The organism is Parabacteroides sp. B2-S-102 (assembly GCF_023656665.1).
GTDB lineage: Bacteria > Bacteroidota > Bacteroidia > Bacteroidales > Tannerellaceae > Parabacteroides > Parabacteroides distasonis.
Genome location: NZ_JAMOKM010000006.1, coordinates 221,015 through 238,083, shown reverse-complemented (window position 1 = coordinate 238,083; position 17,069 = coordinate 221,015). Strand labels below are relative to the sequence as shown.

General features: G+C 37.4%; 16 protein-coding genes. All 16 read right to left on the bottom strand.

Annotated features, from left to right (window positions below):
* Window positions 1-43 precede the first annotated feature (43 nt).
* The gene (locus NBH07_RS10645; RefSeq protein ID WP_009018256.1) at window positions 44-271 is read right to left on the bottom strand and encodes a hypothetical protein; all 228 of its coding nucleotides are present in this window, start codon (window positions 269-271) and stop codon (window positions 44-46) included.
* 298 nt (window positions 272-569) lie between these two features.
* Entirely contained in the window at window positions 570-1,778 is a 1,209-nt protein-coding gene (locus NBH07_RS10640) for a glycosyltransferase family 4 protein (RefSeq protein WP_009018255.1), read from the bottom strand.
* Between the two features lie 8 nt (window positions 1,779-1,786).
* A complete protein-coding gene (gene wecB, locus NBH07_RS10635; RefSeq protein WP_009018254.1) occupies window positions 1,787-2,911 on the bottom strand; it encodes a non-hydrolyzing UDP-N-acetylglucosamine 2-epimerase in 1,125 nt (374 codons plus the stop codon).
* An 8-nt stretch (window positions 2,912-2,919) separates the two neighbouring features.
* On the bottom strand, window positions 2,920-3,768 hold the full coding sequence (locus NBH07_RS10630) for an SDR family oxidoreductase (RefSeq protein ID WP_009018253.1): 849 nt from the start codon (window positions 3,766-3,768) through the stop codon (window positions 2,920-2,922).
* Between the two features lie 11 nt (window positions 3,769-3,779).
* Window positions 3,780-4,871 (bottom strand): polysaccharide biosynthesis protein, encoded by a 1,092-nt coding sequence (locus NBH07_RS10625; protein WP_009018252.1) that lies wholly within the window; start codon window positions 4,869-4,871, stop codon window positions 3,780-3,782.
* Between the two features lie 17 nt (window positions 4,872-4,888).
* Window positions 4,889-5,968, bottom strand: a complete 1,080-nt coding sequence (locus NBH07_RS10620; RefSeq protein ID WP_083785456.1) for a hypothetical protein — start codon at window positions 5,966-5,968, stop codon at window positions 4,889-4,891.
* A gap of 2 nt (window positions 5,969-5,970) precedes the next feature.
* On the bottom strand, window positions 5,971-7,383 hold the full coding sequence (locus tag NBH07_RS10615; RefSeq protein WP_039848856.1) for an AMP-binding protein: 1,413 nt from the start codon (window positions 7,381-7,383) through the stop codon (window positions 5,971-5,973).
* 1 nt (window position 7,384) lies between these two features.
* A complete protein-coding gene (locus NBH07_RS10610) occupies window positions 7,385-7,624 on the bottom strand; it encodes an acyl carrier protein (protein WP_009018249.1) in 240 nt (79 codons plus the stop codon).
* A gap of 22 nt (window positions 7,625-7,646) precedes the next feature.
* Entirely contained in the window at window positions 7,647-8,465 is an 819-nt protein-coding gene (locus NBH07_RS10605) for an AAC(3) family N-acetyltransferase (protein ID WP_158593837.1), read from the bottom strand.
* Window positions 8,466-8,613: 148 nt separating this feature from the next.
* Complete coding sequence (locus tag NBH07_RS10600; protein ID WP_009018247.1) at window positions 8,614-9,357, bottom strand: glycosyltransferase; 744 nt, start codon at window positions 9,355-9,357, stop codon at window positions 8,614-8,616.
* A 22-nt stretch (window positions 9,358-9,379) separates the two neighbouring features.
* A complete protein-coding gene (locus tag NBH07_RS10595; protein ID WP_009018246.1) occupies window positions 9,380-10,717 on the bottom strand; it encodes an O-antigen polymerase in 1,338 nt (445 codons plus the stop codon).
* A 37-nt stretch (window positions 10,718-10,754) separates the two neighbouring features.
* Window positions 10,755-11,645 carry a DUF4422 domain-containing protein gene (locus NBH07_RS10590; protein WP_009018245.1) on the bottom strand — a complete coding sequence of 297 codons (891 nt, stop codon included), beginning with the start codon at window positions 11,643-11,645 and terminating at the stop codon, window positions 10,755-10,757.
* A gap of 3 nt (window positions 11,646-11,648) precedes the next feature.
* Window positions 11,649-12,776: a UDP-galactopyranose mutase gene (gene glf / locus NBH07_RS10585; protein ID WP_039848909.1), complete on the bottom strand. Its 1,128-nt coding sequence runs from the start codon at window positions 12,774-12,776 to the stop codon at window positions 11,649-11,651.
* 7 nt (window positions 12,777-12,783) lie between these two features.
* A complete protein-coding gene (locus tag NBH07_RS10580) occupies window positions 12,784-13,614 on the bottom strand; it encodes a 4Fe-4S cluster-binding domain-containing protein (protein ID WP_009018243.1) in 831 nt (276 codons plus the stop codon).
* Window positions 13,601-15,613 (bottom strand): pyruvate formate lyase family protein, encoded by a 2,013-nt coding sequence (locus NBH07_RS10575; protein ID WP_009018242.1) that lies wholly within the window; start codon window positions 15,611-15,613, stop codon window positions 13,601-13,603. Before NBH07_RS10575 ends, NBH07_RS10580 begins: the two co-directional genes overlap by 14 nt.
* Window positions 15,610-17,034: a flippase gene (locus tag NBH07_RS10570; RefSeq protein WP_232284140.1), complete on the bottom strand. Its 1,425-nt coding sequence runs from the start codon at window positions 17,032-17,034 to the stop codon at window positions 15,610-15,612. The genes NBH07_RS10575 and NBH07_RS10570 overlap by 4 nt, the downstream gene beginning before the upstream one ends.
* Window positions 17,035-17,069 lie beyond the last annotated feature (35 nt).

Below are 17,069 nucleotides of genomic sequence, written 5' to 3'. Positions count from 1 at the left end.
TCGTCCAAATTCTGTGTCCTACGCCGTAAACCTTGTATACGCCCTAACTCCGGGCTTCACTCACTTCTTTCACTAAACGACCCACCTCAATAGAATCCGAGTCTTCCCATACGCCATAAAAAAAACTGGCGGAGATTGTTTTTTTCTCAGCCTTGGAACGAAGCAACGATTGGCTTAGACAAGATATTAAATCCAATTTCACCTCATCACTAAGATCCTTCAGTACATTCCAATATGAATCGGATTCAGGTATGATCGCTGTTATTTTCATATATCCATGTTTTTCACAAAGTTAATGCTTTTACTTTATATCACCAAAACATTCATTAATTATCGTATTTGCGAACCTTGTACCAGGGCTCGTCACAGCAGACTATGCTATCTCGTCGTCTACTGCCTGCATTGTACGATTATCATAGGTAAACAACTTTACTATCCTACGATCCTTCGATATTCCCATACACTGGAGGCATTCTCGAATGATTGATTTAACAACCTTTGAGAACTTAGGGGGGGAACACTCTGACAGCGAAACCATTTATTCTATGATTGGCCCCTAATTTGACTACTTACGACCTGAAATGACGCATAATAGAATTATAGGTATGCTCCACAGTCCAATTATTCATCAAAAAATCATATCCATTTCTCCCCATTACGACACGTCTGTTTCCATCCTCAGACATATACTGCATTAAACTCATAAATTCTTCTAAATTTCCAGATACTGTCCAACGTCCAAAATCATTAGATTCAGCAATTCTTCCAGCATCGGTAACGATGTCTGTTGCCAATAATATTGGAAGTCTACATTCTAAATACGACAACATACGCGAAGGAGTATTTGGAACAGTAAAGCGATGATCAAGCAGAACCAGTCCGACATCACATAAACATACTATCTTATCATATTCGGCTTTTGGTAAATAAGGAATTAATAAAGCATTCTTAGGAAGATGAACATCAAACCATCTCTTTACTTTTGCATAACCAGTACCTCCACCAATAATGATTATATATGAATCTGCCCTTAACTCGTTAGCTTCTACTATTCTAAGCAAAAAATCCAATCCTTGAGGTTCGCCTAAATTTCCTCCGTAAATAAATAAAGTCTTATCAGATGGTATATTCAATTTTTCAAGAAATTCACTATTATCCTTACTAAAATACTCCATTTCATGAAGTTCAACGCTATTAGGACATATCTCCAATTTACTCTTATCTATTTGTTTATTATGCTCTATCAAAAAATCGATGTTAGCAGGAGATGTACATCCAATGTAGTCTGATATGCTATATAGTTTTTTCTCTTTTCTCCTAAACATTTTATATAACAAGCTTTTTTTAGATAATAAGCCTAGATCAACTGCATTTTGAGGGAATATATCTTTTAACATTAAATATGTTTTTGCATTATTTTTATTCTTCAAATACAGAATTACACCATTCAACGTAATAGGAGGCGTAGAATACAATATCAAGTCAAAATGTATATTATTCCAATATTTATTAATTGCAGACATATATTGATTCTCTAAAAGAAGTACCCCTATACCCTTCTCTATATAATTGGTCTTTTGAATATTTAAAGTTTTAACTTTCAATATATGTAATCGACCAGAATCAACAACTTCTGTTTTCCCTCCATATCTTCGTTCATTCGCAGACACGACATATACAGAATGACCTCTCTCTAGAAATAATCTCAATAAGTCTGTATAAATACCCCTTTGAGACACATCTGAGATCCTTACTAATGTTAAAAAAACAATATTCATATATTACTTTATTTTCGCCAAACCATCTTATTTATAATACCTGTATAACTCTGTATCAACTTAACCACCTTAGTGGATACATTGCTATCATCATAAGCTGGTACCGTTAATCCATAATCTCCACAAAGATGCATTTCTACAGCAAGATCAACGGCCTGTAATACTTGTTCTGTAGAAATTGACCCTATAACAAAGACGCCCTTATCCATAGCTTCCGGACGCTCTGTTGATGTACGAATACTTACCGCTGGAAATTTAAAGAAACTAGCTTCTTCCGGAACTGTCCCACTATCTGATACCACACAAAAAGCATGCTGTTGTAAATGGTTATAATCATGGAATCCTAATGGTTTACTTTGAATCACTCGTTTATCAAACTTAAACCCACGTTGCTCAATAAACTTTTTGCTACGAGGATGACAAGAATAAAGAATAGGCATATTATACTTATCAGCCATAGCATTAACCGCATTCATCAAGGAGAAAAAATTAGCTTCAATATCTATATTTTCCTCGCGATGAGCTGAAAGTAGGATATATTTATGTCTTTCCAACCCTAAACGCCCTAATACTTTACTTGAATTAATTTGTTCTATACATCCATCCAACACCTCACGCATAGGAGATCCGACGACATAAGTATTCTCAGGCCTAACCCCCGCATCAAGGATATAACGACGAGCATGTTCGCTATAACAAAGATTCACATCGCTAGTTACATCTACAATTCTTCTGATTACCTCTTCAGGTAAATTCTCATCTTTACAACGATTTCCTGCTTCCATATGAAATATCGGAATTTTCAAACGTTTTGCGGAAATAATAGAAAGGCAACTATTAGTATCACCTAACACAATTACAGCATCTGGTTTTATTTCTACCATCAATTCATAGCTCTTAGAGATCACATTCGCCATGGTCTGGCCTATGTTTTCACCAACCACATTTAAGTAATAGTCAGGCTCACGCAAAGCTAGATCTTTAAAAAACACTTCGTTTAAAGTATAATCATAGTTCTGCCCTGTATGAACAAGATAATGTTCAAAATACTTATCACACTTTTTAATAATGGCAGACATCTTTATTATTTCAGGCCGAGTACCTAAAATAGTCATTAATTTTAATTTTCCCATATAGCCAATCAATATAAAGGATAAATATCTTTATGGTTATCAACCCACTCTTTCATCTCTATAATCATCTGTTCGTAAGAAGGTACCTCAAAATCAAAATCAGTACGCTTATTGAGTAAGGTCTTATCTAAAACCAATTTTTCAGACTTCGCTATCTGAATCTCGTTATTTCTAAAGTACTTATTAAAGAGACATAGCAAGTTATATTTATTAATACTTTCGTTATTTACCAAATTATATAATCCGGTAAGGTTTGTTTGTAGAGCACGTTCCATTGCTTTTGCAAGGGTTAAAGTAGTAACCCCTGTCCATATAGCTTTTGTAAAGCCATTTATTGGAGTATGTTGTTTCATAAACCAATGAAAAAGGCCTATTCCATGTTCATTAATGTCCGGACCAATAATAGAATTTCTAAAGGTAAGGTTTTTATCATCCATAATCTCACCCAATGCCTTTGTCCTATCATAATAGGAACATCCATCAGGTACGGAGCACTCATCATAAGGTCCTGTATTACCAGCAAACACACAATCCGTACTCATCTGGATAAAGCGTGTCGGAGTATCTGTCAGCCAAGCTACAATTTGATGAGGAAGATAACTATTAATATAAACAGCCTTTTCAGGAGCCGAATCAGCAAATTGATTCAACAAACCAATGCAATTAATTATAGCATCGTAATTGCCTGTAGTTACTATATTTTTCAAGAAATCTATATCAAATGCATCTCCACCAATCCATGTACAAAAAAGAAATTGCTTGCGAGAGAACGCATACACCTCATGTCCTTGCTCTTTAAAATAAAGCGCAATAGTATGGCCAGCCATACCGGAAGCACCCAAGACTAATATTTTCATACAGGTAGTTATTACTCAGAACGTATTTCCTTAGTTTTCACTCTTGCTTGTAAACCCAGATCTTCACGAATAAAATTAAGTCTATGCAACATTTCCTTCATGTCCTCCACATCGAGACGGGTGGTATTATGGGAATGATACTCCTCTACCTGCTCAACCTTATGAGAACCCTCAGTAAAGAACTTATCATAGTTCAAGTCTCGGTTATCACATGGAATACGGTAATAGTTACCCATATCAACAGCCTTGGCCATCTCCTCACGGGTCACCAACGTCTCATAGAGTTTCTCACCGTGGCGGGTACCGATCACCTTCACCTCCGTATCGCCATACACAGGATCCACCTTGGCATAAACCTCTTTCAAAGCCGTAGCCAGCGTAGAAAGTGTAGCGGCAGGGGCTTTCTGCACGAATAGATCACCATTCTCACCATGCGTGAAGGCATACACCACCAAATCCACGGCATCATCCAAAGTCATCATAAAACGAGTCATATTTGGATCCGTGATAGTGATCGGCTTACCATCCATCATCTGCTCTACCCACAAAGGGATCACCGAGCCACGGCTCGCCATAACGTTACCATAACGGGTACAGCAAATAGTAGTCTTTGCGTTCTGTCCCAAAGCACGACCTTGAGCAATAGCAACCTTCTCCATCATAGATTTAGAGATCCCCATGGCGTTGATAGGATAGGCAGCCTTATCGGTAGAAAGCACCACCACATTTTTCACACCATGAGCGATAGCGGAAAGCAACACGTTATTTGTACCCTCCACGTTCGTACGCACAGCCTCCATAGGGAAGAATTCACAACTAGGAACCTGCTTAAGGGCAGCGGCAGAGAACACATAATCCACACCAGTCATAGCGAAATCCACCGCTTCACGCTGGCGAACATTACCAATATAAAATTTCACCTTATGAGCTACCTCCGGACGTTGTGCCTGCAAGAAATGACGCATATCATCCTGTTTCTTCTCATCTCGCGAGAAGATACGAACCTCCTTAATGTCGCTATCTAAGAAACGACGAAGCACAGCATTTCCAAAGGAACCCGTACCACCTGTGATTAGCAGGGTTTTGTCTTTAAAAATTGACATGATATATATTAAAATTATTACTTCCCAGATAAATCTAAAGCTAACAGACTTAAATCATTTTTATTTGTAGCTATAGGCTGAAAATATAAAGTATTTGCATCATTCCTCCCAGAAGGAAAACGAAAGACACCAAACTGAAACGCATAAGGCCAAAGATCCTTCCTCTCCTTGTAGATCTCCCTAAATCCCTTTTCCATATTTCCACAATAGAGATGCACATACATATCCGTGATGCCAGCCCCTCGCTTACGGCTCGTAAAGAGCTTGAATAAAGAGCTATCCCTTCCGTCCGGTTCCACCGTAGACGAGAAGACAAATTGATCACCGCATTGGCATCCATAGATGCAAGATCCGTCAATCGGTGCAATCCTCTTTAATTCCATCGTATCCGGATTCATCAAGTAAATATAATTCTTGGCGAAGGGGGCATCCGTTGCATACAACAAGCCTTCTCTCACCGGGAATACAACACATCCCCTATATTGCTGGTCATTCCAGGCTACCCGTTCCACCCTTTTGAAATTATCCGTGATCCTCCAGATTGCAGAAGCCTCATCGAAATCCCCGGTAAAGGCCCAGAGACAATCCCGATAAGGATCAGCCACGATAGCATGCACATGATTGATGACACCCCGCTCAAATGTATAGACCACCTCCCATTGATCGACAGACTTCCGCTTGTATATATGCACAGGTTCCTTATCCATATTCATGAGATATCCCCCAAACACTACCGCATCGTCAAAACCTCTTATGCCCTCTATCTTCGTAAAAGCCAAAGGGCGCAAGCCTTCCCCGATAAAATACCCTCCGGAGCGTTCGCCCGACAACAGATCCAACTCAAAAATATGATTTCCCCTAGAAAGCAAAACACGATTCTCATCCAAGGCGATAGAGGCGCGGATACCGAGTCTTAACAGACGGGAAAAAGGATTTATCGCACCTATAAGAAACTCTTTGGCACTATTAAATATTGGATATTTATCTAACACTTTATTCCCAGCCAAAACCCACAAACATCCCCTTTTATAGCAAATAAGTTTACCCTCTTGAATGAAGCATAAAGGAGCAAAACCTTTCTCTAATCTATTTACCATGTTTATAACATTCTCTGCAATTCTGGATATTGTATTTTACCAGAATTAGATTTAGGAATAACAGCTATAACAAGTACACGAAAAACACTCTGATTAAAACCGGTTTTTGCTACCAAAAAATGCTTTATATCATCTTCCAATCCATTCTGTGTCACAAAAACAGAAATTCGATCATCCACACCAACACATGCGCAATCAGCTGTAATAACCTTCACAAATTGCTCAACAGCATCCAAATTACAACGATTACCCATAACCTTCACAAATCTTTTCATACGTCCCTCTATATAGAAAAAGCCATCTACATCCCTTTTAGCTATATCGCCCGTATAAAGGATTCCGTGATTTTCATCGCCCAGTTGTAAATCTTGTCGTTTTTCAGAATATCCCCAACAGACATTCTCCCCCTCGTATACCAATTCTCCCTCAACATCGGCATCCTTTATGACATCGCCTCCGGCATCTATCAATGAGAATTTACCTCCTGGTATAGCTATGCCAATTGACGCGTATTTATCAACCGCCTTGTCATGAGGAAGATAACTCATTCGAGGAGAGGCCTCTGTCTGGCCATACATTACAACAAATCGCTTATTGTTTGCCTCTGCAAAATCCACATATTCCTTTACGTAAGCAGAATTCATCTTACCCCCCGCTTGCGTCATTGTCTTCAAATAAGGCAAATCCATACAGAAAAATTTTAAACGTCTCAACATCTCATACGTATATGGAACACCGGCAATAGATGTCGCTTTTTCTTCTTTAATAAAGTCCCAGAAATCACGCTGCAACACTGTTTTATCAGTCAGTAAAATAGTAGCACCTTTAATTAAATGAGAGTTAATAACCGACATACCAAAACTATAATACATTGGCAACGACATCACGGGGCGTTCATTCTCATCAATCTGAAGATACTCTGCGATAGACTCCGCATTACTTCTCAGATTTTTTTCAGAGAGCCTAACAAACTTAGGAGAAGCCGTACTACCTGATGTAGTCAAACATAAGAGTAAATTTGGGTTGATCGCTTTATCTTTTTCACTGAAATCCCTATCGTACCGCATTTGCAGCATAGAATAATTTTCATATTTGTAAATAACAGTACCAACAAATTCTCCAACCCTTTTTTGAGATAACCAAATGAACTCAGGATGATAGATAGCAATAAGATGCTGAATAAGCTCTATGTCCTTACTTCCATCTAATAAGACACATGGAATATGTTTAGTCATACATGATATATAACCTAACAAGGAACCCATTACGTTTTCACAAAGAATGAAAACAAGACCATCATACGGAATTGCGTCGTGAAATTTTTCCGTCTCAACAGTTAACTCAGCATATGTAATAGATTCTCCTATATCAGATCTTATAGCCAATCTTGAGGAATACTTCTGCAAATCAAACATCTTAGAACGATATATTATATTTTCGCATAAGAATCAACACCGCAGCCTTATAAGAATTTATATCCATAATATCATCAGATTTTATTTCAATATCAAAGGCTTCCTCAAGGTTAGCGATCAAAACCATTTGACCTACAGAATCCCAATTGCTAACACCTTTATATACCAAATCCTTTAAGTATTTTTTATCAATAGCAAAAGCATCGACAAATGCTTGATTAAGTTTTTCTAAATTATTCATGATAACAACATCTATTAATCGTTTATTTAAAATATGGATAACCCCTACTATTCTTAGACATTAGATAGTTTATAAGTTTAGAAGATTCTTCAAATTCAACTAGGACATTATCAAATCTTTGAGATTTGATAATTCTATTATCTAAGAGATCTTTATATCTATTCAGCTCTGCTTGATGCAACATTCCCCACTTAGCTTTTCGCTCCTTAACCTTTAAATCAATAGTATTATTTCTCTCTATTTCTATTCTAAAATTCCGAACACTATACCAATCATCATCACCCCAATACCAATTACCAAAAGCCTCTTCAGCCACATGTCCAATAGTATTATGGTGCCTAAGATCTGTTCCTAAACTACACACGAAAGCATTATGACTCACACAAAAATGCCATGCAGAATAAATGCCATGCGGAGATGGAATGTCCCCTTCAATATTATGCCGCATCATATCTTTGGCTAAAGGACCTATGGCACAGAGAGGATTCAATGGATGCAGACTTATTTCAGCGTCAGGCATCCTCATCAAGAAAGTGGGCAATAAGCCTGATACAACAGGTGTCCTTTTTGGATTATACACACATTCAGGGTAAACGAAATCTCGTTTTAATTTCTCAATTGGAGATGGCTCATTTTTATAATGTCGTATTACAGGCATAGCAAGAGTGCCTTCTTCTCCTATCAAACCACGAAGTTTATTTATTATCTCAAGAGGAGACAATCCCGTAGCTTTTAATGAGTCGTATGAAGAGTGAACTATTAATAAAGAACCTTTACGAACTCCCCAGCCCTCTAAACGTTCAAGAATCGCATCAAAATCAACAGTATGTATGTCTGTCACAGGAAATATACTTGCCGAAACCGTATTAGGATTATATCTCGATACTAAATTGTGATTATACCAATACATTTGTCGAAGTAAGACTTCAATCCTAGGTGATAACAGAGCTATCTTACTATATATTTTAAAAAGAGACATTGACATAAGACTAGAGATTATGAGATTTATCAATCCTGATTTTATAGAGATATCTGGCTATTACATTTTTTATAATAATCCAACGAACTTGAAGCTGATAGTTCAATGGAGGTCTACTTTTAGGCGTCGCATTATTCGCATGCTCACGATGCAGAATCAAAGCTTCATCTATAGCTTTAATTTTTGTTTTTCCACAAGATAACATACTCCCTATCCACCAATCATGAGATCTATAAATTGTAGGGAAAGGTACCACCAGTTCCTTATAAAAGGATCTGAAAGCCATACAACATCCAATATAGCTAAGCCTATATATATTTCCCAAGAAAGAGGTTCTTACACCACCTCTTAATTTAAACGTTGACTTAAACCTTACATTCAAGTCTGAATCTGTAAGCTTTGAATCATGAATCACTACGGCAACATGGGGATTTTCAAATTCACGAAGTACCTTATCGACTTTATTAGGCAACCACACGTCATCTTGATCTGACAGAAAGATAATATCCCCCAAACAATGTTCCACCGCATTTTGAAAGTTTTTCACAACACCTGGTTTATAGGGATTATCATATATCTTCACCCTTTTATCAGACTGAGCGAACTCTGTCAATATTGACAATGAATTATCAGACGATTCATCATAGGATATGATAAGTTCATCATCCTTTCTCAACTGGCTGAGTATAGAAACAATCTGATCTCTCACATATTTCTCTCCATTATAAACAGCCATAGCTACAGATACTTTCATTACTATATTCTATTTACAAACATTATGTATAAACTCTTTTAAACACAAAAGAATAATGGAAAAACAACAAATACAGGCAATAGGCAGCAGGCCCCGGTTTTGATAAATCCCAAGTAAAGAAACCTGTCAAGCAAATAGTAAGCAAATAGACAAACAAAGCAAAAGCAGGAATTGATGGATAACGATGAAATTTATTTATTAATATTCTTAATACAATTCCAAGACAAAAAGGAATAGTAATTACACCCAAAACCTTAAAATCAAGATAATAATACAGAATTGAAGAGAAAGCAAAATTAAAGGAAGTTGCAGAAGAATTAATGTCCACAGAAGTCTCCTGCAATGTATTACCTACAAGCTCATATGAGCTATTATAATCTATTCCGACCAGTGAGAATATCCAATCAAGAAGCTTATTAAAACCTAAAAATGTAGCCTCTCCAAAATAACAACCACCTAGTTTATCCAAAAAATAATCAGAATTCACCGCATAGTCTAAAGCTCTAAATGGACCAACTAAATACACAACAATTTCCTCTAAAAAATCGCATAAAGAATCGTACAAACTAAGAAGAACTATATCTATACGATCTGTCTTTCTCAAAGAACTCAAAACACCTGTTATCATAATCAATATCATAACAAATATTACAGATTTTGTTATTTGACGTTTGTTCATACTATAGCATCCGACTATATAAGACATATCGACTTTATACAAGAGCAAACAAATCAAAACAAATTGCAGAACAAACATTAATATAGTACCCTTATCAAATCCTACTAGAAAGACCAATGTAATATAGAAAAACAAACACAAAAACACTAAACTAAAATTTCTTTTCAGGTATAAGAACGCAAACAAGACCATTGAAAAATAAGATAACGGCACCGTTGCATTATTAAAAATGATCATGGCTAAAGGAGACCCATATAATTCATAATCGATGCTAAGCAAATGAGCTTCAGCAAATGTAGAAATTAATATTACATCTAAAAAGCGATAAACTAAATATATTGAAAATATAGCAAATAACAACAATGCAATATTAAAAACTCTACTACGTAAATAATAATCCAAATTCTTAGTAGGATTACAAAGCGCATATACTTTACTTCCAAAAACGTAATTTGCCATCAAAAAGCCAATATTAAACGAAATATAATAAGAACATATCAAAAAATATGTAAACAAAGATACATCCTTCATTGAAAACATATTAAGCAATGATATAACAACCAATAAAGACCACCATATCGTATGAATATTAACACATAATCGTGAAATATTGTCTTTACAACAAATTTTATTTATCCCAACTAAAAAAATCAGAAAGAAAACAATTACAAAAATAAGCATATCAAGCCCTCAGCATTAACATATACAGTTCACATAGCTATTTAAACAAATCAGGGAACTCACTCTCTAATAAATCTTTCTTCCAGACTGAATAAATAGGCTTAGTAGACAATTCATTAAGTTTAAATGAGATATTAGAAAGAATATATTTTACCGTATAAAACATATCAGATTTATTTTTCCCGTTATTATCAATATATACAATATAGCGGCGTTGCGTCTTTAATTTATTATGATAACAAAACAAAGGGAGTAACATTTCTCCCATAAATCCAAAAACCCTTCTATAATAGGCATATGGTGAAAGTTTCACATACTTTTCTACCTCAAATAATATATTAAACAAAAACTCACAATAACGATCAAAATATTCTTTCTTCATTAAAAACATATTTCTCTGAGGCACATCCGAGGAATGATAAAATACATATTCTAATGATTTTCTATATTCAGGATACAACTTCAATACTACTTTCTCCATAACCGCCATATCCATAAAATTCAAATTCAAGGCATGATGCTCTAATATATTCATTCTAAACGGAATAGACATTGGCAAAACAACATCAAAATTGAAGGTATCAACATTTAGTAAAAGAGATTTCGAATGCATACGAAACCATTCTTCGGAAACTACAACAGCTTCTTTCTTCACAAAAGGTTTAGTTCTAAAATCAAAATATCTTCTATAATGACAAAGCCCTATATAATCAACATTACGCAAATTTTTCCAAGCCCAATACAATGCGGTTAACTCACAATAATGTGGATTTTTATAGCTTATATTGTCTCCCTCATCATCCCCCTGAAAACCTAGATCCTTCTTAGATATAGCTTTTCCTACATGTATCGGTAAATAGATATCATCATTAGGAACATAAGCCTCTTTATGGCAACACACTAATATTTTAACTTTATGATTCTCCATTATTTACATTTCTAAATTTAATACTTGACTCACTACCTGATCCATATCATAATATTTGTATTCCGCTAGACGCCCTCCGAAAATTACGTTCTCTTCTTTAGCTGCCAATGCCCGATATTTCTCAGCCAATTCATTATTAGGAGTATCATTCACTGGATAGTAAGGTTCTAACCCATCTTTCCATTCTGAACTATACTCTTTAGAGATTACTGTTTTGGGACAAGCATCTATCTCAGCTCCGAACATCTCGAAATGCTTATGCTCAATAATACGGGTATACGGCTGTTCATGAGAAGTATAGTTCACTACGGCATTACCTTGATAATTCGTGCAATTTTCGACAGTCATATCAAACGAAACTGTTCGATACTCTAATTTACCATAATAGTAATCGAAGTATTCATCAATGGCACCCGTATAAACAATCCGATCAGCTATGGCCATTAGGACTTCCTTTTTGGCAAAGAAATTCGTATTCAATCTCACTTCAACTCCAGCCAATAAGCCTTCGATCAGTTTATTGTAGCCACCAATAGGAATGCCTTGATATTTATCATTGAAGTAATTATTATCATATATGAGACGAACTGGTAAACGACGGATAATGAATGCGGGGAGTTCTGTACACTTACGCCCCCATTGCTTCTCGGTATATTCCTTAATCAAGATCTCGTATATATCTTTACCCACCAACAACTGTGCCTGTTCTTCTAAATTGCGGGGTTCAGACACACTTAAATCTGCCAGTCTCCGTCTTGCCTCTGCACGCTGTTCCTCAAGTTTCGCTACAGCTTCGGTTGGTGTAGTCACACCCCACATCCGATAGAAAGTATTCATATTGAAAGGTAAATTATATAATTCGCCCTTGAAATTTGCTATCGGACAATTTGTATAACGATTGAATTCCACAATAGAATTCACAAAATCCCATACACTCTTGTTATTCGTATGAAAGATATGCGCTCCATATTTGTGTACATTAATGCCCTCTACTTTCTCACAATAAACATTTCCCCCGGCATGTGATCGCTTGTCAATCACCAAGCAAGTCTTACCTGCTTGCTTCGCCTTATAAGCGAACGTAGATCCGTACAATCCGGAACCAACTATTAAGTAATCGTAATGTTGCATCATATGATTAAATTTCGTGTTTTACAATCTGTAAACCAGCCTCCAACATTTTTCTATAGAATACATTATAAGCAGTATCTGAAGGAGTATAATCCATAAAAGGGATTCCCAATTTATCATATTTACTTTTGGCCAAAGAATGGCACTTCAATAGCTCAAAAGCATTAATACCCAAATCTTGCAATTGAGAAATCACTTTTTCAGCTTGTAGAGTTTCCACATAAACCAATCGATAAGCAATCCTCGACATCGATTCACGAAGTAATCCAAGATTGCCATGCAGTACATAGAAATAATCCTCTTTCGTATGCTCCTTTTGTAGCTTCAAATCGACAATCCACTCATCTATATATGGAATTAAATGTTCCACAACTTGTTTATCACGCATATATAAAGTTGTTTCTATGGACACGTGAATATTCGCAGCCTTTAATTCAGACAATAAAGGAACAAGGGGTTTCCACTGCAACAGTGGCTCACCTCCCGAAAGCGTAACGCCACCTCCACTTTGCTCAAACAAGGAGCTGTCCTTTAATAACTCTTTCAATAAATCTTCTGAGTCATACCGTTTAGCGATAGGCGCACATACACTAAATGGGCACTCTATGATAGAACGAGCACCTCCTTTTCGCTCACAACTTTCGCATAACAAGGAATATACGCCCAATTCCTTTAGGCATTTCTGATTGTCAATATAATATTCTTTACCAGAGAGCGCTTCCGGATTGCAACACCAAGAGCAACTGAACGGACATCCTTTCAAAAAAACAGTCGTACGAACACCTAGACCGTCATAAATACAACCTCGCTGGATGGAGATTACATTAAGCGCGCTCATATTCCCCGGCCCTAGCTATCAGGTTATCTTTATATTCTTCCGGCAGGTCATTGAAATAGGCACTAAAGCCCCATACTCGAACGACCAAGGTCGGATATTTTTCCGGATGCAATTTTGCATCTATCAAAGTTGCCCTATCATAGACATTTAACTGCAACTGATACAATCCTTTCTTGAACGCATCCCGTAAAATGGGAACCAACTTGTCTGAATTATTCAAATAAACCGGAGGAATCACATAATCCACCACATTTCCGTTCAGGCAATTTACAGGATAAGACAAAGAACTCGCAAAGTCCAAGACTTCCGCAATATCAATCGTAGAAGATAGAGGAGAAATGTGTACCGCAAATGGCTCACCGGCATTCCGACCATCCAGTGTGGCAGAGGCTACTTTTCCCCGCGAAATATAACTTGGAGAACTTAGTCCAAACTTCACGTTATACCCGTTGGCGGTAAGTTTTCCTATCGTTTCGCTCACCGTTCCAATCAACTCCTGGCTTAGACGAAGAACATACTCGTCACATAAGCCAAACTTCTTGTCATTAGCCGACTTGAACAATTGCTTTATATCAAGGTGATTCTCATAATCGGTCTGTACGATCTCCCTGCATATGCCCAAGGAGACCAATCCCTGCTCATAAACGTATTTCTTGATGTTCAACAAGGAATTCACCAAATTGGGCAAGCCTAGTAATTGGGCGCCTTGATACATATAATCGCTTCCCTGATGCGCAAAGTCTTTGCCTGAACGGATACATGACTCATTGAATAACGACATGATGGGGGAATAATCGTAATCCTTATCAACAACAACCGATCGTGTCTCTTCCGCTAAATTTCGTTTCACCAATTGTAGCAAACCGCCATAATCCAATTCGTCTTCCATCTCTGTCAAGGCCTTCTTTAAAGCATTGCAAGCGAGTATACTTATGAATGGATTATTTTGATCCGAGGATTTTCCTATAATCAGAGGTTCCCAACAGGCTGACGTACCCACATTCCACACGTCCTCGTTCCGATAACCAAACTTCACCATATTTTCCATAATAAGGGTCTCATTCATAAACAACGGAGATCCACAACCATTCGCCAAACACCTTATCGAACGTTTCCATGTATCCATTGGTGTCTCCTCATTGACCCGGAAGATGAGTTTGGGATCAGGGATTCTTAATTCCTCAAAAAGTTCCAAGAACATACGGGTCAATTCATTATCGGTATTTTTCCCATTCTTGTCAACACCTCCCAATATAATATACTGACCGCTATCACCTATCAGATTCAAGCTCTTCATGGGAGAATCCTTGCCCAACAACAAGCACATTTCTTTTAGCAAACCTTTCGCCTGCTCATAGTTTAGCCTATTGGCTTCCACATCCTTTTTATAATAAGGATACAATACTAAATCCATACGACCCAAGCCCACATGCCGATGCCCCACTTGCCATAGCAATCCATTGTAAAACAAGACTTTTTGTATGGCCTCCACCAAAGATTGACAATCTCGATAAAGCAAGTCCGGAAGTCTTTTCGCCATTGCCTCATAGCGCACATCCTCGTATCGTTGCTCCGATATGGCCCTCGCCTTATCTTCAATCGCCTTGGTCACTATATGCAAAGTGCCTATGAAATCCGAATTATCCCCGCTTCTTTCAGGAAGACTACGCATTATCTCACGTAAATCAGAATTGATTATCAAGGCATAGTCCGGCGTTATACTGGTTAACGGTTCAACTCCCGCCCTAACCAAACGAGTCTTGGTTGGATCATACGTATAGATAAACCCATGGGCCAAACAAATATCTGATCTACCTATTATCTTAGCCATCAGATTTGCGGAAGAGAGGCTACCCGGCAATTTGTCATAATAACAATGATACTTAAACAAAGTATCCCATATCGACATACGATCAAAAGCCTTTTGATAAGTTCTAATTTTTAATCGCAAAGCTCCGGATGTCGCTTTCTTTATTATTTCTTTAATCTTTCTTTTCATGAAAACCTTGCTTTAATTTTTGGAAGTATGAGATTGCTCACCAAACCATATATTGAGTTTCTAAGCACATATTGAGATATCATATAGGCGATCGAACATGCCAATACCGCAACAATCACAAAAGTCCATCCCTCAAGCAAACGACCAATCGCATAACATAACGGTACGAAAAGGCAGGCCCCTATCAATGACTTGGCGGCATCCGCATAATGATTCACCCGAATAACCGTATCACGCCTCACGAAATATTCATTCACCAAAAATATCTGCACCTCCGCATAGACAGACGAGATTGCCGCACCGACAGCCCCATATCGGGGGATAAGTATCAAATTCAATATAAAATTGGATACCGCACCACTGGTTACACTCATTAAGAATTGCTTATCCTTTCCCATGCCCGTAAGGATCTGGATACCATTCAAGTTATTTAGCCCTATGGCTATCAACAAGACGGCTCCAACTTGCATGGGCAATATGGCTCCCTCAAATTGAGAGCCAAAAAACAAGGGAACAAAGGTAGGCGCTACCAGGATTATTCCCATAGTCATCGGAAATACCAAAAAAGAAACAATATTCAAGGATTTTTGCATGAGAGCATTAACGCTTTCCATGTCATTGGATTGCATAAAACTTGCGACCCTTGGCAAAGCAACCGCTGATAGGGCTGTGGCCAATGGCAAAACGGCTTTTACCAGATGTATTGCCGAATTATAATATCCCACTTCTGAATAATCGGCCAAGAAACCCAGCATTAACGTATCCAACATCACATAGATGCTGATAGCGACAGAAGAACCCAATAACACCAAGACAGCTTTCAAATGCGTCTTACATCCCTTGAATGTAATATAAGGTCTTATTCCTAATTTCAAAACCTTTAAATAGTTCCAAAATTCATTCGCAATCGTAGAGAAAAGGCTTAGCAAAACGTAATTAACCAGATCATGTTTGGTACGAACAAAGACGAACAGCAATAGGATACTGACCGTGCGAATAACCAATGAGCGAAATGTTATATAGCCAAACTTTTCTTGCCCCTTAAAAAACCACTCTATCTTAAAAGGCGTCATATAAAGAGATATTCCCGCCAACAGAAACAATAGCGCATTCTCTTTCAATTGATCTATCCACAACACGGAACCTATGAAAAGCAGACTAATGACAAATGTCGATACCAGTTCAATGCTAATCATTTGTGAAAGGAATCGTTCCATTTCTTTCAAGTTGCCCTGCCGCTTCGCAATTTCACGAATCCCATATGTCGGTATGCCAAGAACAGCGAACAGGGCAAAATAGGAAGCATAGGTATTGACAAAATTGACGATACCCACACCGTCCGGATCCAACACCCGCGCAATATACGGAGCTGTAATGATAGGAAACAATACGGCAGAAATCTGCAACAACAGATTATACACAAAGTTCCTCTTTATTGTCTTTGCCATTGTAAATA